We start from the raw sequence: 17,335 nt of genomic DNA, 5'->3' as shown, positions 1-17,335 counted from the left end.
AGTTCCGTACGTTCCGTCTCAGACACCGCAGCCGACCGGCGGACGCCGCCGGGTGTCCTGGCGCGCCACGAAGGGTTGACGCAATGACGCCGAACTCCCCCTCCCCCCGCTCCTCCGGCCCCAGCCGGAGGAGCTTCCTGTCCTCGACGGCGGTCGTCGCCGCCGCGGTGGCGGGCGGGGCGCCCCTGCTCGCCGCCTGCGGCGGGGACGGGCAGAGCGAGCGGAAGGACGGCGCCACCTCGGGCAAGGACGCCGCCAGGATCCTCCCGACGTACGTGCCGCAGGACATCGTCAAGCCCGACATCCCGGCGAAGAACGGGTCCTCCGCCGGGTTCACCACCGCCATCGCGACGGCGCGGCTGAAGGCCTCCGTGCCCCGGAAGCTCGGCAAGGGCGGCACCGTCAAGGTCATGGCGCCGCTGTGGGGTTCACCGCCGAAGAGCGACAACCCCTGGTACCGGGCGATGGACGAGGCCATCGGCGTGCGGACGCAGTGGCAGAACCAGGACGGCAACACCTACGACGAGAAGCTCGGCGCCGTACTGGCCTCCAGCGAGATACCGGACGTCGTGGTCGTGCCGGGCTGGAACCTCACCGGCAAGATCCCCAGCGCGGTCAACGCCAAGTTCGCCGACCTCGGCCCGTACCTCTCGGGCGACAAGGTCAAGGAGTACCCGAACCTGGCGGCCGTCCCCACCGACGCCTGGCAGCGGTCCATCTTCGGCGGCGCGCTGCGCGGCGTCCCGATGCCCGCCTCCTACGTCATCAACATCGTGCCGTACTACCGGCGGGACGTCTTCGAGCAGCGCGGCTACCAGGTGCCCAGGAGCGCCGACGAGTTCCTGGGCTGGGCGAAGGAGGCCACCAGCGCCAAGGCGAAGGTGTGGGCCTGCGACGACATGAAGTGGACCGCGTTCAACGCCTTCGGGGTCTTCCCCGGAAGCGACAAGGCGCTGTGGTGGGACATGGTCGACGGCAAGCTCGTCAACCGGGTCGAGACCGAGGAGTACCTCGAGGCCCTGGAGTGGGTCCGGAAGCTGTACGCGGCGAACGTCGTGCACCCCGACGCCAAGGCGCAGAACCAGGGCGACTCCGGCAACCGGTTCACGGCCGGCCAGGTCCTCGTCTACAACAACGACCTGTCTCACTGGTACGTGAAGAGCATCGAACAGGCCACGCAGAACCCCGACTTCGCGATGGCCGGCATGGACGTCTTCGGCCACGACGGGTCGGCGCCGAGGCTCTACGCCCAGCAGCCGGCGAACATCTTCGCCTTCGTCAGCAAGCAGGCGTCCGAGGCGGTCGTCCGGGACTTCCTGGCCGTCGCCAACTTCTGCGCGGCGCCGTACGGCACGAAGGAGCGCCTGCTCACCGACTACGGCGTCGAGGGCACCCACCACACGGTGCAGAAGGGCATGCCGGTCAAGAACGACACCGGCCACCTCCAGGTGACGGGCGCGTTCGACCTGCTCGGCGACCCGGCCTCCTACCTCGCGCACCCCGACCGCCCCGACATCGTCAAGGCGCAGGTCGAGTGGCAGCAGCGGATGGGCGCCTTCACGAAGAAGACCGCCTTCTACGGGCTGACGGTCACCGAGCCCAACCGCTGGACCAACCTCGCGGACGACTTCGAGCAGTTGGAGGACGACGTCGTGCGCGGCCGCAAGAAGGTGAGCGACGTCCAGCAGGCCGTGTCGGAGTGGCGGAGCAAGGGCGGCGACCAGTTGCGCGACTGGTACCGCAAGCTCCTGGACGACGCGGGCTCCGCCGCGAACTGACACGCCGACGCGCGAGGAGAGAACCGTGTCGCAGCACAGCACGGTCCCGGGCGCCCAGCCCACCCGGGACGGCGCCGCACCGGCAGGGGCGCCGTCCCGCGGCCCCGGGAGCGGCCCCGCCGGGACGGCGGGAGCCGGGGCCCCGCCGGGGAGGCGCCGCGCCGCCGGGAAGGCGGCCGGCAAGGAGGGGAGGGTGAGCCTGCGGACCAGGTTCCGGCGGGACCGGACGCTCGTCCTGATGACGCTCCCGGCCCTGCTGCTGGTCCTGGTCTTCACCTACGTCCCCGTGCTGGGCAACGTGGTCGCCTTCCAGGACTACGACCCGTACCTCAGCGAGAACGGCTTCGTCGCCATGCTGGAGAGCCCGTGGATCGGGCTCGAGAACTTCGAGCGGATCTTCTCCGACTCGGCGTTCTGGCGGGCGGTGGAGAACACCCTGGTGCTGTTCCTCCTCCAGCTGGTGCTGTTCTTCCCGGTGCCGATCGTGCTGGCGCTGCTGATCAACAGCATCGTCCGGCCGCGGGTGCGGGCGGTCGCCCAGGCGATCATGTACCTGCCGCACTTCTTCTCCTGGGTCCTGGTCATCACCGTCTTCCAGCAGATCTTCGGCGGCGCCGGCATCATCGCGCAGACGCTGCGCGAGCACGGCGTCGAGGGCTTCGACCTGATGACCGACCCGGGGATCTTCAAGTTCCTGGTGACCTCCGAGGGCATCTGGAAGGACGCCGGCTGGGGCATCATCGTGTTCCTCGCCGCGCTGTCCGCGGTCAGCCAGGACCTGTACGAGGCGGCCGCGATGGACGGCGCCGGGCGGTGGCGGCGGATGTGGCACGTGACGCTGCCCGCGCTGCGCCCGGTGATCGCCCTGCTGCTGGTGCTGCGCGTCGGCGACGCGCTGACGGTGGGCTTCGAGCAGCTGCTGCTGCAACGGGACGCGGTCGGCCCGGACGCGGCGGAGGTGCTGGACACGTACGTGTGGTGGAACGGCATCCGCAACCAGGACTTCGGCTACGCCGCCGCCGCGGGCCTCGTCAAGGGTGTCGTCGGGCTGGGACTGGTCCTCGCGGCGAACAAGGTCGCCCATCTCATGGGCGAGCAGGGGGTGTACAAGAAGTGATGCCGTCACTGCGCAGGGGATGGGCGGCCCCGCCCCGCCCCGTGTGGGAGGAGGAGCCCCGCAGGGCGGGGCTCGCCGCCAAGGGGATCGTGCTCGCCGGGGCGTGCCTGGCGATCCTGTTCCCGCTGTGGATCGTGATCGTCACCAGCCTGTCGTCCCGTCAGGCGATCACCGAGGCCGGCGGCCTCGTCGTCATCCCGAAGGACATCACCTTCGTCGCGTACCAGGAGCTGTTGGGCGGCGGCCAGGTGCAGCGGGCCGCGCTGGTCAGCGTGGGCGTGACCGTGGTCGGCACGCTGTTCAGCATGGCCGTGTCGGTGCTGTGCGCCTACGGGCTGTCGCGGTCCGGGTCGACGGGGCACCGCTGGATCCTGATGACGCTGCTGGCGACGATGTTCTTCGGCGCCGGGCTGATCCCGACGTACCTGCTGGTGCAGGCGCTGGGCCTGACCGACACGTACCTGGCGCTGATCCTGCCGAGCGCGGTGAGCGTCTTCAACATCCTGGTGCTGCGGGCGTTCTTCATGAACATCTCGCAGGAGCTGATCGACAGCGCGCGCATCGACGGCGCCGGCGACTTCCGGATCCTGTGGCAGATCGTCATGCCGCTGTCCCGCGCGGTGATCGCGGTGATCGCGCTGTTCTACGCCGTCGGGTACTGGAGCGCGTGGTTCAACGCCTCCATCTACCTCACCGACCAGGACATGATGCCGCTGCAGAACGTCATGATCCAGATCGTGCAGAAGCAGGAGCCCCCGACCGGTCTGGCCCAGATGATCAGGACCAACCAGCTGTCGCCGCTCTCCGTGCAGATGGCCGTCATGGTGATGGCGCTGGTCCCGGTCGCGATCGCCTCGCCGTTCGTCCAGAAGCACTTCAAGAAGGGGATGCTGACCGGCGCGGTGAAGGGCTGAGCCGCGCCCGCCCCGCCGCCCCTCCCCCCGTACCGACGCCCGCCGGGACGTGACCACCCCCCGTCCCGGCAGGCGTCACCCCGCCCGGGTCCCCCCCATCCGTCGACCTCCAGAGATCGAGGCCTGTCATGTGTCCCTCCCCGCTGAGCCGGCGGTCCGTCCTCGGCGGCGGCGCCACCGCGGCGCTCGCCGCCGTCTCCGCCGTCTCCGCCGCCGCCCACGCCGCCCCGGCCCCGGCCGCGGCCCCGAACGCCGCCCCCGCGGCGGGCACGACGGCCGGCGCGGCGCCCTACCGCTGGCGGACGGCCGTCATCGGCGGCACCGGCTTCGTCACGGGCGTGCTGTTCCACCCGAGGGCGCGGGGCCTGGCCTACGCCCGTACGGACATCGGCGGCGCCTACCGGTGGGACGACCGCACGGCCCGCTGGACGCCGCTCACCGACCACCTGGGCTGGGACGACTGGAACCTGCTGGGCGTCGAGGCGATGGCCGTCGACCCCGCCCACCCGGACCGGCTGTACCTGGCGCTCGGCACGTACACCCAGCCGTGGTCCGGCAACGGCGCGGTGCTGCGCTCCGACGACCGGGGCGCCACCTGGGCCCGCACCGACCTGGACGTGAAGCTGGGCGCCAACGAGGACGGCCGGGGCACCGGCGAGCGCCTGCTGGTCGACCCCCGCGACCCCGCCACCCTGTGGCTGGGCACCCGCCACGACGGCCTGCTGGTCTCCCGCGACCGGGGCGCCACCTGGGCCGCGGCGCCCTTCCCCGCGACGCCCTCCGGGACGGGCCAGGGCGTGACGCTGCTGGTCGCCGCGGGGCGGACGGTGTACGCGGGCTGGGGCGACGGCGACGGCGCCCTGTACCGCACGACGGCCGGCGGCGGCTGGGAGGCGGTGCCGGGCCGGCCGGGCGGCGCCTCGGCGAAGGTGCCGATCCGCGCCGCGTACGACGCCGGGACCCGCGCCCTGTACGTCACCTACGCGGACGCCCCGGGCCCCAACGGCCAGTCCGACGGCTCCGTGCACCGGCTCGACACGGTCACCGGCGCGTGGACCGACGTCACCCCGGTCCGGCCGGGCCCCGGCGACACCTTCGGGTACGGCGGCGCGGCGACCGACCCGCGCCGCCCCGGCACGGTCGTCGTGTCCACCAACAACCGCTGGGGCCCGGTCGACACGCTGTTCCGGTCGACGGACGGCGGCGCGACCTGGACGTCCCTGAAGGACTCCGCCGTCCTCGACGTGTCCGAGACGCCGTACCTGAGGTGGGGCGGGGAGGAGCCCAAGTTCGGCTGGTGGATCCAGGCGCTGGCGCTCGACCCGTTCGACTCGCGGCACCTCGTGTTCGGCACGGGCGCGACGCTGTACGCCACGCGGGACCTGCGCCGCTGGGCGCCGCAGATCCGCGGCCTGGAGGAGAGCTCCGTCCGCCAGCTCGTGTCGCCCCCCGCCGGGCGGGCGCACCTCCTGAGCGGGCTCGGCGACATCGGGGTGATGTACCACGAGCGGCTCACGGCCTCCCCGTCGCGGGGCATGGCCGCGAACCCGGTGTTCGGGACGGCGACCGGCCTGTCGCTGGCGCCGCTGCGGCCGGAGTACGTGGTGCGCGCCGGCTGGGGCGACCACGGCAACGGCGCGTACTCGACGGACGGCGGCCGGACGTGGACGCCGTTCGCCGCCCAGCCCGCCGTCGCCGGGGAGGCCCCCGGCCCCCTCGTCACCGGCGCCGACGGCGGCGTGCTGCTGTGGTCGTTCGTCCACTGGGACGGCACCCGCCACGCCGCCCACCGCTCCACCGACGGCGGCGCCCACTGGACGGAGGTCGCCACCTTCCCCGAGGGCGCCGCCCCGGTCGCCGACCCGGTCGACCCGAAGCGCTTCTACGCGTACGACACCACCGCCGGCACCGTGTACACCAGCACCGACGGCGGCGCCACCTTCACCGCCGGCGCGACCGGACTGCCCTCGGGGGACGTCCAGTTCAGGATCGCCGCGGCCCCGGGCCGCAGCGGCGACCTGTGGCTCTCCGCCAAGGGCGAGGGCCTGTTCAGGTCCACGGACGGGGGGCGCGCCTTCACCCGGGTGACGAGCTGCCGGGCGTCGTACGCGCTCGGCTTCGGCAAGGCGGCGCCCGGCGGGGACGGTTACCCGGCGGTCTTCCAGACCGGGTCCGTGGAGGACCTCACCGGCGTGTACCGGTCGGACGACGCCGGGCGCAGCTGGGTGCGGATCAACGACGACGCCCACCAGTGGGGCTGGACGGGTGAGGTGATCACCGGCGACCCGCGGATCCACGGCCGGGTCTACCTCGGCACGAACGGCCGCGGCGTCCAGTACGGGGACCCGGTCTGATGCCCGCCCTCGACGACGTCACCCGGGGCCGGATCCTCTTCGGCGGCGACTACAACCCGGAGCAGTGGCCCGAGGAGACCTGGGCCGAGGACATGCGGCTGATGAAGGACGCCGGCGTCAACTCGGTGACGGTCGGGGTGTTCTCCTGGGCGCGCATCGAACCGCGCCCCGGCGTGCGCGACTTCGGCTGGCTGGACCGGCTGGCGGACCTGGCCCACGCGCACGGCATCGGCGTGGTGCTGGCCACGCCGACCGCGGCGCCACCGCCGTGGATGGGCGCCCGGCACCCCGAGACGCTGCCCCGCGACGAGAGCGGGCAGACCGTGTGGTGGGGCTCCCGCCAGCAGTTCTGCCCCAGCTCGCCCACCTACCGGGCCTACGCGGCGGCGATCACGGAGGACCTCGCCGCCCGCTACGCCGGGCACCCGGCGCTGACGATGTGGCACATCAACAACGAGTACTGCACGCACTGCTGGTGCGACGAGACGGCCCGGCACTTCCGCCGCTGGCTGGCCGCCCGGTACGGCACGGTCGAGGCGCTCAACGAGGCGTGGGGCACGGCGTTCTGGTCGCAGCGGTACGACACGTGGGACGAGGTCATCCCGCCGCGCCGCGCCCAGTACCTCCGCAACCCGGCGCACCTGCTGGACTTCCGGCGGTTCACCTCGGACGCGCTGCTGGAGTGCTACACGGCGGAGCGGGACATCGTCGCCCGGCACACCCCGCACGTCCCGGTCACGACGAACTTCATGCCGCTGTGGTCGGGGCAGGACGCCTGGGCGTGGGCCGCGCGGGAGGACGTCGTCTCCGTCGACGTCTACCCGGACCCGAAGGACCCGCTCGGCGGCCAGTACAACGCCCTGGTCGGGGACATGACCCGGTCGCAGGCGGGCGGCGGGCCGTGGATGGTGATGGAGCAGGCCGCCGGCACGGTGAACTGGCGGGACGTCAACCACCCCAAGCCGGAGGGGCTGAACCGGCTGCTGTCCCTGCAGGCCGTGGCGCACGGCGCGGACGGCGTCTGCTACTTCCAGTGGCGGCAGTCCCGGCAGGGCGCGGAGAAGTTCCACTCCGGGATGGTGCCCCACGCCGGCGAGCACGGCCGCACCTTCCGGGAGGTCAAGCGGATCGGCGCCGAACTCGCCGTGCTCGGCCCCCGGGTGGCGGGCACGCGGGTGGCGGCGGAGGTGGCGGTGCTGCACGACTGGCACACCTGGTGGGCCACGCAGCAGGAGGGGCGGCTCTCCCGGGAGGTCGAGTACCCGGAGCTGCTCAGGGCGTGGCACCGGGCGCTGTGGGAGGAGGGCCTGACCGCGGCGTTCGCCCACCCGGAGCACGACCTGGGCGGCTACCGGATGGTGGTGGTGCCGCAGCTGTACCTGCTGTCGGACGCGGCGGTGGACAACCTCGTGGCGTACGTGGCGGGCGGCGGCACGCTGGTGTCCGGGTTCCTGACCGGGGTCGCCGACGAGGACGACCGGATCCGGCCGGGCGGCATGGACGAGCGGCTGCGCGCCCTGTTCGGGATCGGCGTCCTCCACGAGTGGTGGCCGCTGGACCGGGGCGAGACGGTCGCGTGCGACGGCTTCGCGGGCACGCTGTGGTCGGAGGAGCTGGAGGTGGCGGACGCCGAGGTCGTGTCCGCGTACCGGGGCGGGGAGCTGGCGGGCCTGCCGGCGGTGCTGCGCCGGGGCCGCGCCTGGTACGTGTCGACCCTGCCGGAGCCGGCCGGGCTGCGGGGGCTGCTGGGGCGGGCCGCCGCCGGCGCGGGCGTGCGGCCGGTGCTGGAGGGGCTGCCGGCCGGCGTGGAGGCGGTGCGCCGCGGTGGGCTGCTGTTCGTCCTGAACCACGGGCGCGCGCCGGTCGGGGTGGCCGTGCCGGGGGCGTACCGGGACGTGCTGTCGGGGGCGGCGGTGGCCGGGTCGCTGGCGCTGGAGCGGTACGGGGTGGCGGTGCTGCGGGAGGAGGCGCCGTGACGGCCGACGTGACCCCCGCCGGCCTGCCCGCCGGTCCGCCGGCCGCCGTGTCCGCGGGTCCGGCCGCCGTGCCCGCCGACCCGGCCGCCGGTCCGTCGGCCGGTCCGTCGGCCGGTCCGTCGGCCGGTCCGTCGGCCGGTCCGGTGCACGGGACGTGGGAGCCTGAGCCGGCGGCGCGGTGGGAGGACGCGTTCCTGAGCGGCAACGGCCGCCACGGCACTCTCGTGTTCGGTGACCCGGACGATGACCGGGTCATCGTCACCCATCACACGCTGGTCCGCCCCGTGCCGGCCGCGGACACGCTGCCGCCCCGGCTGGCGGAGGAGCTCCCCGGGCTGCAGGACCGGCTGCTGGCCGGGGACACGACGGCGGCCGAGGGGTTCACCGACGGGCGGGCGCTGCGCTGGGTGGGCGCGTTCCACCCGGCGTTCGCGGTGCGCCTCCGCCGGGACGGCGCATCACGGCCCGACGGGGCCGCGCCGGGGTACCGGCGGGAGGTGGACTTCGCGACCGGGGTGGTCCGGGCGGTGTGCGCGGGCCACGGGAGCCGGGTGTTCGTCTCGCGCGCCGACGACGTGGTCGTCCAGTACGTCACGGGCGGCCCGGTCGACGCGGGGATCGCCCTGGACCCGCGGCTGCCCGGCGCGCCGGCCGCGCTGGCCGTGGGCCGGGGCACCGTCCTGACGCCCCCGGGGGCACTGCTCACGCTGCGGGCGCGCCACCCGGACGGCGACGCGGCCTTCACGGGGGTGACGCTCGTCGTCGCGGCGGGCGGCACGGCCGAGGTGACGGGTGACGGGGTGCGGCTGACGGGCGCCCGCGAGGTGCTGCTGCTGACGCGGGTGCGCCGGCACACCGGAGAGCTGGACGTCCGGGCGGAGGCGGCCGGGCTGCGCGGCCTGCTCGACGGGGAGGACGCGCCCGCGCGGGTGTACGCGCGGCTGCTCGCCCGGCACGAGGCCCGGCACCGGGACGCCTACGAACGGGTGGCCCTGGACCTCGGCGCGGACCCGGCCGAGCGGGCGCTGCCGGGCAGCGCGCTGCTGGCCCGGCCGGACAGCGCGGCGCTGGTGGAGCGGCTGTTCGCGGCCGGCCGGTACCACCTGCTGTCGGCGAGCGGGATGCTGCCGCCGCGGCTGGTGGGGCTGTGGACCGGGGACTGGGACACCGCCTGGTCGGGGGCGTTCACCACCAACGCCAACCTGAACCTGCAGACCGCCTCGGCCGCGGCCGCCGCGCTGCCGGAGGTCGCGGAGGCCCACGCGGCGCTCGTGTACGGGCAGCTGCCGGACTGGCGGGACAACGCGCGGGCCGTCTTCGGGGCGCGCGGCGTGGTCGCGCCGTCCCACACGGACGGCGTGTCGGGGCACACGTACCACTTCCAGCGCGCCTACCCGCTGCACCTGTGGACGGCGGGCGCGGACTGGCTGCTGCTGCCGCTGGTGGAGCACGCCGAGACGACCGGGCGGACCGATCCGCGGCTGGTGCCGGCGCTCGCCGAGGTCGCCCGGTTCTACGAGGACTTCCTGACCCGGACGGGCCCCGACGGGCGGATCGTGATCGTCCCGTCGTACTCGCCGGAGAACCGGCCCGTGGGCGCGAGCTGGGGCACCCTCAACGCGACGATGGACATCGCGGCCGCCCGCCACGCGCTGACCACGGCGGCGACACACCTCCCCGGGGACGCGGAGCGGCTGCTGGCGCTGGCCGCCCGGCTGCCCGCGTACCGGGTCAACGACGACGGGGCGCTCGCCGAGTGGGCGTGGCCGGGCCTGGAGGACACCTACGACCACCGCCACCTGAGCCACCTGTACCCGGTGTGGCCGCTGGGCGAGATCAACCCGTACGACACCCCCGACCTGGCGCGGGCCGCGCACCGGGCGCTGGAGCTGCGGGGCGCGGAGAACGACTCGGCCCACGGCCACCTGCACCACGCGCTGGTCGCGGCGCGGCTGCGGGACGGGGAACGCGCGGCGGGCGCGCTGCGGCGGGTGCTGGAGGGGGACTTCTTCCACGCGTCGCTGATGAGCGCCCACTACCCGGGGCGCGACGTGTACAACGCGGACGCCGCGCACACCCTGCCGGCGCTGCTGATCGAGCTGCTGGTGCAGTCGGCGCCGGGCCGCCTCGTACTGCTGCCGGCGCTCCCGGCGGGGTGGACGCGCGGCGCGCTGCGCGGCGTGCGGACCCGGTTCGGGGCGCGCGTCGACCTGGAGTGGCGCGACGGGCGCTGCACCGCCACGGTCCGGCCGTCGAGGACGGCGCGGATCGACCTCAGGACCCCCGCCGGCGGCGAGCCGCTGGAACTGACCGCCGGCGAGGACCTGGTGCTCACCCTGGGCACCGGGTGATCCCCCCACACACCCCTGGAAGGGACCCATGGCACGACGTATCCTCGGCAGGCTCCGCACGGCGTTCCTCGCGCCCGTGCTCGCGTTCGGCGCGACCCTCGGCCTGGCCGCCGCCCCCGCGCAGGCCGCCGTCTGGCACAACTGCGACCAGTGGGGCAACACCTCGCTGAACGGCTACACCCTCTACAACAACATCTGGGGCCAGGGCGCGGGCGCCCAGTGCACCTGGGCGAACTCCGGGACGAACTGGGGCGTGTGGGCCGACCACCCGAACACGGGCGGCATCAAGTCGTACCCGAACGCGAAGAAGGTGGTCAACAAGACGATCACCGGCATGTCCTCGCTGAACAGCAGCTACCGGGTGAAGGTGCCGGCGGCCGGCGCCTACAACACGGCGTACGACATCTGGGACACGGACTACGACTACGAGGTCATGCTCTGGATGAACCACAACGGCCCGGTCGGCCCGCTGGGCACCGCGCAGGGCGGCGCCACCCTCGGCGGCCACAGCTGGAACGTGTACAAGGGCAGGGTCACCAACCCGGACGGGTCGTACCACGAGGTGTTCTCGTTCGTGCGCACCTCGGACTCGACGTCCGGCACGGTGAACGTCCTGCCGATCCTTGAGTGGATCAAGGACACCAAGGGCTGGTGGGGCAACGAGACCATCGGTGACGTGCAGTTCGGCTTCGAGATCACCTCGTCGGCGGGCGGCCTGGAGTTCGTCACGGAGAACCTGACGGTCTCGGCGGGCTAGGGAGCGCCCTCGAAGGGGCGTCGCCCGGCAGTCGGCACTTCGAGGACACGATCCGGGACCCGCCTCGGGCGTCGGCCTCGTTCACCGGTGCCCGCACCCCGTGGGACGCGGGAATCCGACGAACGGGCCGGGGTCCCGGCTCGATCCGCCGCTGTCGCGGGGCGTCAAGCCGGGCCGTCGCCACGAGGGGTGGCGGAGCCGCCGTCCGGCGCGCGGCGTCTTCGGCGGGCCCGGGGCCCGGTCAGCGAGCACGATGGTGACGGCTGTGGCACCTGTGGCGCTTGTGCCTCACGACCAGACGAGTCGCCCTTCGACGACCTCGCAGACCGGGTGCTCCCCCTCGGCGATCCTCGTCAGCGTCCGCGCCACGGAGTCGAAGTAGTGGGCCAGTGACGCGTACTCGCCCGTGATCGTGGTCCCGCCCACGGACCACCTGCCGACGCGCCCGTCCCTCACGTCGACGAACTTCCCCGCCCAGCCGTCCTGGTCCGACAGGAACGGGATCCACTCATTGCGCCAGAACGGGTCGTCCGGCCGGTCCGGAGGGTCGAATCCACCGGGTACGAAGCGGTTCGCGTAGAGCCCCTCCATCGCCCGGACGCCCAGGAAGAAGCTTCCCTCGTCCGGGAACCCGGCGAATCCGCGACAGGCCACGTCGTCGTCCGCGTCCTCCTCGGGAAGGTCCAGGTTGTTCTGCAGCAGCCACGCCCGCAGGTCCCGGGGGAGGGAGAGACCCATCCGTTCCTCGGCGGCCGCGAGCATCTCTTCCGTGGCGGGCCCGGGCAGGTCCGCGTGATCGGCCGGGGCGTACCTCCGAAGAAGACCCATCACGCGGGACCAGCTCTCCACCACGTTCTCCCCCCTCTGCCCTGCGGGCGGCCGCCCCGTACGACCGCGCCACGCGGAGGTTACCGTTCGGAGCGCCGGTACCGGATGCCGGAGCCCCGAAGCGCGCGGGCGTCGCGGGCGTCGTCCTACGGCAATCGACGCCGACCGCCGCGAGGACTCCCCCGACGGCGCGGCACCCGCCCCGCGGGGGCCGGACTCCACGGGACGGCCGGGTCGGCCCGCCGGACGGAGCCCGGTCACCGCCGCCCCGGCGGCCGGAGGCCGGGAATGCCATGATCGGGCGCATGGAGAGACACGTGGCGTTCCAACGGCTGCATAACTTCCGCGACTTGGGCGGGTACGCGACCGGTGACGGGTCCACGGTGCGGTGGGGGCGGCTGTACCGCTCCGACTCGCTGGGCAAGCTGGGCAGGCCGGGCGGCGGGGACGACTGGGACCGGTTCCTCGCCCTGGGCGTGCGGACGGTCGTCGACCTGCGCTACCCGTGGGAGATCGAGAGGCGGGGCCGCGTGCCGGAGCACCCCTCGTTCGCGTACCACAACCTGAGCGTCGAGCACCGGCCGTACGACCAGGCGAGCCTCGCCCCCGACGTGGAGGTCGGGCCGTACCTGGCCGAGCGGTACCTGGAGGTGGCGGAGGACGGGGTCGAGGAGCTGCGCCGGGCGCTGGAGCTGGTCGCCGACGACGACAGCGGCCCGCTGGTCTTCCACTGCGCCTCCGGCAAGGACCGCACGGGGCTGCTGGCCGCGCTGGTGCTGGGGCTGCTCGGGGTGGACGAGGACACCGTCGTGGCGGACTTCGCGCTGACGGAGCTGGCCACGGAGCGGCTGGTGGCCGACTGGCTGGCGAACGACCCGGGCCGCGCGCTGGTCTGGCCGCACTTCGGGCGGGCGCCCGGCGAGGTGATGCGCCTCTTCCTGGACGGGATCGGGGACCGGTACGGGTCGCTGACCGGCTACGCGACCGAGCGGCTCGGCGTGGACGACGCCCTGGTGGGCGCCCTGAGGCACGCCCTCCTGGAGCCCGCCCCGGCCGTCAGCGGGGGCTGACGGGGGGCACCGGGACCGGGCGGGGGCCGGTGCTCTCGCGGACGGTGAGCTCCGGCGCCAGCAGGACCACGCCGTCCGCGGCGCGCCCCTCCAGCTTGGCGACGACCTGCTCGACGGCGTGGCGGCCCATCTTCTGCGCGGGCACCGCGACGGAGGTGAGGGGTACGGAGGCGTGCGCGGCGAGCTGGTCGGGGCAGATGGCCATCACCGACACGTCCTCCGGCACGGCGCGGCCCTGCTGGCGCAGGAGGGCGAGCAGCGGGTCGGTGGCGGCCTCGTTCTGGACGACGAACGCGGTGGTGCCGGGCCGCTCGTCGTAGACGCGGGCGAGGGTGGCGGCGACCGCGGCGTAGCTGCCCTCGCAGGGCCGGTGCAGGAGGCGGAGGCCGAGTTCGCCGCTGCGTTCGCGCAGGCCGTTCAGGGTGCGCTCGGCGAAGCCGGTGTGGCGTTCGTAGACGGCGGCGGCCTCCCCGATGACGGCGATCTCGCGGTGGCCGAGACCGGCGAGGTGCTCGGCGCAGAGCGCGCCGGCGGCCTCGAAGTCGAGGTCGACGCAGCTGAGGCCGGCCGGGTCGGCGGGCAGGCCGATGAGGACGCCGGGGCGGGACGCCTCGCGCAGCAGGGGCAGCCGGTCGTCCTCCAGCTCGACGTCCATGAGGATCATGGCGTCGGCGAGGGCGCTGCCCTCGATGCGGCGGACGGCCGCCGGTCCCTCCTCGCCGGTGAGGAGGAGGACGTCGTAGCCGTGGCCGCGGGCGGTGGTGGCGACCGCGATGGCGATCTCCATCATCACCGGCAGGTACATGTCGGTTCGCAGCGGGATCATCAGCGCGATGATGTTCGACCGGCTGCTGGCCAGCGCGCGGGCGCCCGCGTTGGGGTGGTAGCCGAGCTGGGCGATGCTCCGCTCGACGCGGGCGCGGGTGGAGGCGGAGATGGACCGCTTGCCGCTCAGGACGTAGCTCACCGTGCTGGCGGAGACTCCGGCATGCTGAGCGACATCGGCAAGGGTGACCATCGGCTCTCCCGGACGGTAGGACACATGAAGTGAAGCGCTTCGATTCGCTCCGCTCCGAGATTAGAGGGCCCTCTGACAGCTGTCCAGAGAAACTGTCGAAGCGCTTCGACAGAGTACCGGGACGGTAGGCCGGGACGGCGGAACGGCCGCCACCGGAAGAGCCGGGGAGGGCGGCGTGCGCCCTCCCCGGCCCAGCGTAGTGAAGATTCCGGCCCGGCGAGGGGGCCGTGCGCGGGTGTCTATCGGGTGGCGATGCGCAGGAACGTCACGGAGTGCGCCGGGAAGGTGTGGGTGAAGGTGCGCGCCACCCCGGTCAGGGTGGACTCCACGGGCCTGACCGGTCGGTCCTCCGCGGTGTTCACGGCGTCCGGGGCGCCCTGGAGCGTGGTCACCCGGGCGGTCCGCGAGGCCGGCTCGGCGCCGAGGTCGATCCGGGTGCGGGCGGGCGCCTCCTGGGCGTTGACGACCTTGACGATCAGCTCGCCGGTGGCGGCGTCGCGCGTGACGACCTGGCGGAACGGCTCGGCGCGGCTGTCGTCGGTGAAGCCGCCCCACCTGACCCCGTCGAGGTAGAGGGTGACCTGGCGGCCGCGGACCTGGACGTGGAGGTCGTAGGTGCGGCCGGTCTCGACGGTCGTGGCGTTCTCCACCAGGGTCTGCTTTCCGCCGTCGACGGTCTTCTCCACGGCGGACCGGGTGTTGTTCCAGCCGCCGAGGTTCCACCAGTAGTGGTTGCCGGTGTCGCGGACCCCGAAGGCGACGAGGAAGCCCTCGCTGCCGGCCTGCTTGGTGGCCTTGACCCTCAGGTCGTAGTCGCGCCAGGCCGGGTCGCCCGCGGTGACGAGGGTGTCCTGGGCGGCCTGGTCGGACTGGACGAACGCCCCGTCCCGGACGCTCCACGTGCCGCGCCCCGCGGCGCGGGTCCACCGCCCGTCACCGGCCGAGAAGTCGTCGCCGAGCAGGACGGTGCCGTCCTCGGCGGTGACTCGCACGTCGTCGTACGCGGCGGCGGTCGCCCAGGTGGACAGGCCGACCGCGCCGGTGATCGGGGCGGACAGCTGCGGGGTGCCGGACGCCCGGCTGGGCACGACCCGGTCGCCGGTGTTGTTCATGAACAGCTTCTGGACCTCGTAACTGGTCGACCCCCAGGAGCGGGTGGAGTCGAACCAGATCATGTCGGGCCGCCACTGGTTCTCGTGCGTGTCGGCGAGGAGCGGGGCGTACGAGGCGAGCTTGACCACGTCGGCGTTGCGCTCCAGGCCGGTCATGAACGCGGCCTCGGACAGGGCGTTGGCGAAGCGGTTGTCGCGGGAGGCGTACTCGCCGAGGAAGACCTTCGGCCCCCGGCGGTCGTAGGAGTCGTAGCGCTCGTTGTTCTCCAGGAACCACTGGGGGCTGTTGTAGTAGTGCTCGTCGACCAGGGCGACGCCCGCCTGGCGGTTGAGCTCCCAGAGCCGGTCGAAGGTGGCGCCGGTGTCGTCGGGGCCGGAGTTGCCGACGACCGTGACGCCCGGGTGCTCGGCCTCGATGGCGGCGCGGAACTGCCGGAAGCGCTCGAAGTACGCGTCGGGGAGGTTCTCCTCGTTGCCGACGGCGAGGTGGGTGAGGCCGAACGGCTTCGGGTGGCCCATCTCGGCGCGCTTGCGCCCCCACGTCGAGGTCACGGGCCCGTTGGCGAACTCGATCAGGTCGAGCGTGTCCTGGATGTGGCGGCGCAGCAGGGCCGGGTCGTCGGTGGCCTGGTTCTGGCCGCAGCCGGTGACGAGGGCGGGGACGACGGGCAGCGGCATGGCGCCGATGTCCTCGGCGAACTGGAAGTACTCGTAGTAGCCGAGGCCGTAGCTCTGGTGGTAGCCCCAGAAGTTGGCGTTGACGGCGCGCTGCTCGACCGGGCCGATGGTGTCCTTCCACTGGTAGGAGCGCTCCCGCTCCCAGGTGGGCGCCTCGTACGCCTGGTGGGAGCCGGTGTTGACGAGGCAGCCGCCGGGGAAGCGGAGGAAGCCGGGTTCGAGCGCGGCGATCTTCTCGGCGAGGTCCTTGCGCAGGCCGTTCCTCCGGCCCTTGTACGTGTCGCGGGGGAAGAGGGAGACCATGTCGAGGCGGAGCACGCCGCCGCCCTCGGCGGTGACGGCGAGGCGCGCGCCGGAGGTGGTCGCGCCGGCGGTGAGCGTGCCGCTGTACCTGGTCCAGCGGTCGCCGCGGACGGTGGCGGTGAGCGGGGCGGACAGGGGGGCGCCGTCCGCGTCCCGGAGGCGGGCGGTGAGCCGAGTGCCGCGGCGCTGGTCGGTGCGGGCCCAGACGGAGAAGTCGTACCGGGCGCCGGCGCGCACGGCGACACCGGAGCCGTGACCGGAGTTGACGACGCCGTAGCCGGAGCCGGGGGCCCCGTGGCCGGAGAGGTCGAGGCGCAGGTAGGTGCGGTTGCGCTCGTTGAGGCGGTCGGCGTCGTCGACGGTGCGGACGGTGCCGGTGGCGCCGCCGTGCGCGGTCGTCCGCCAGCCGGTGAGGGGGGTGTAGGCGGCGTTGTCGACGGGCGAGAACTCGAAGGACCGGTTCCGCACCAGCTCGGCGTAGAGGCCGCCGTCGGCGGCGTTGTTGATGTCCTCGAAGAAGACGCCGTACATGGTGGGGTCGATCGCGGGGCCCTCGCGCTCCGGGTGGACGGCGAGGGTGTAGTCGGCGGGTTCGGCCACGGGGGTGTCGTCGGCCCGGGTGGGGGCGGCGAGCACCGTCCCCACGAGCGCGGCCGCCAGCGCGAGGACGAGCCTCGGCCGTATGGGTGCCATGTGGATGCTCCTGGGATCTCTGTTGTTCGATATATCGGACATTGACCAGGACTTCGAACAGGAAGATAGGCAGGGCGGGTTGACGCGTCAACGGTTACGACAGGGTCACCGGGGACGGGTGCGGCCGGAGGAGGCGGCTGCGGTGGCGCCGCGGGCGGCGACGGTCGCGGTGCCGCAGGTGGTGGGCGCGGCGGCGGTGAGGGCATCGGGAGCGGGGCGGCTGCGGCCCGCGGGCCTCGGCCCGACCCGGCCCGGTCCTGCCGCCGGGAGCCGCCTCCGGTCCGCTTCCGGCCGCGCCGCCCCGGCAGGGGCGCCGGGCGGACGGACGGCGCCGGGCGGACGGGGACACCGGGCGGTACCGGGCGGACGGGCGACGCCCGGCGGAC

Annotated in this window: 11 protein-coding genes; 8 read left to right on the top strand and 3 right to left on the bottom strand. The window is 73.8% G+C overall.

Translation table 11 applies throughout. From position 1 onward, the window contains the following. The first annotated feature begins 83 nt into the window (after window positions 1-83). From IE106_RS05480 to IE106_RS05450, 7 genes are all read left to right on the top strand, one after another. Window positions 84-1,778 (top strand): extracellular solute-binding protein, encoded by a 1,695-nt coding sequence (locus tag IE106_RS05480; RefSeq protein ID WP_189530386.1) that lies wholly within the window; start codon window positions 84-86, stop codon window positions 1,776-1,778. Window positions 1,779-1,803: 25 nt separating this feature from the next. Then, window positions 1,804-2,895 (top strand): ABC transporter permease, encoded by a 1,092-nt coding sequence (locus IE106_RS05475; protein WP_373295905.1) that lies wholly within the window; start codon window positions 1,804-1,806, stop codon window positions 2,893-2,895. Next, window positions 2,895-3,809, top strand: a complete 915-nt coding sequence (locus IE106_RS05470; RefSeq protein ID WP_189530384.1) for a carbohydrate ABC transporter permease — start codon at window positions 2,895-2,897, stop codon at window positions 3,807-3,809. The genes IE106_RS05475 and IE106_RS05470 overlap by 1 nt, the downstream gene beginning before the upstream one ends. A 128-nt stretch (window positions 3,810-3,937) precedes the next feature. Continuing rightward, window positions 3,938-6,163 carry a sialidase family protein gene (locus tag IE106_RS05465; protein WP_189530382.1) on the top strand — a complete coding sequence of 742 codons (2,226 nt, stop codon included), beginning with the start codon at window positions 3,938-3,940 and terminating at the stop codon, window positions 6,161-6,163. Beyond that, a complete protein-coding gene (locus IE106_RS05460; RefSeq protein WP_189530381.1) occupies window positions 6,163-8,139 on the top strand; it encodes a beta-galactosidase in 1,977 nt (658 codons plus the stop codon). Before IE106_RS05465 ends, IE106_RS05460 begins: the two co-directional genes overlap by 1 nt. Window positions 8,140-8,282: 143 nt before the next feature. Continuing rightward, window positions 8,283-10,490 (top strand): glycosyl hydrolase family 95 catalytic domain-containing protein, encoded by a 2,208-nt coding sequence (locus IE106_RS05455; protein ID WP_229840139.1) that lies wholly within the window; start codon window positions 8,283-8,285, stop codon window positions 10,488-10,490. A 28-nt stretch (window positions 10,491-10,518) separates the two neighbouring features. Next, on the top strand, window positions 10,519-11,247 hold the full coding sequence (locus IE106_RS05450; RefSeq protein ID WP_189530377.1) for a glycoside hydrolase family 12 protein: 729 nt from the start codon (window positions 10,519-10,521) through the stop codon (window positions 11,245-11,247). Between the two features lie 288 nt (window positions 11,248-11,535). Here IE106_RS05450 and IE106_RS05445 read toward each other — a convergent pair whose 3' ends face one another. Continuing rightward, window positions 11,536-12,096: an SMI1/KNR4 family protein gene (locus IE106_RS05445; protein ID WP_229840064.1), complete on the bottom strand. Its 561-nt coding sequence runs from the start codon at window positions 12,094-12,096 to the stop codon at window positions 11,536-11,538. A gap of 284 nt (window positions 12,097-12,380) precedes the next feature. Here IE106_RS05445 and IE106_RS05440 point away from each other — a divergent pair, with 284 nt between their 5' ends. Further along, on the top strand, window positions 12,381-13,145 hold the full coding sequence (locus tag IE106_RS05440) for a tyrosine-protein phosphatase (protein WP_189530375.1): 765 nt from the start codon (window positions 12,381-12,383) through the stop codon (window positions 13,143-13,145). On the opposite strand, the gene IE106_RS05435 is transcribed toward IE106_RS05440, so the two are convergent. Next, window positions 13,132-14,163, bottom strand: coding sequence for a LacI family DNA-binding transcriptional regulator (locus tag IE106_RS05435; protein ID WP_189530373.1), 1,032 nt, complete (start codon window positions 14,161-14,163; stop codon window positions 13,132-13,134). The genes IE106_RS05440 and IE106_RS05435 overlap by 14 nt on opposite strands. A gap of 239 nt (window positions 14,164-14,402) precedes the next feature. Beyond that, on the bottom strand, window positions 14,403-16,949 hold the full coding sequence (locus IE106_RS05430) for an alpha-L-arabinofuranosidase family protein (RefSeq protein WP_189530371.1): 2,547 nt from the start codon (window positions 16,947-16,949) through the stop codon (window positions 14,403-14,405). Window positions 16,950-17,335: the final 386 nt, after the last annotated feature.

Source organism: Streptomyces roseolilacinus, assembly GCF_014649335.1.
GTDB classification, from domain to species: Bacteria; Actinomycetota; Actinomycetes; order Streptomycetales; family Streptomycetaceae; genus Streptomyces; species Streptomyces roseolilacinus.
The sequence above is the reverse complement of the archived record's forward strand: the minus strand, read 5'-3'. Positions and strand labels throughout refer to the sequence as shown.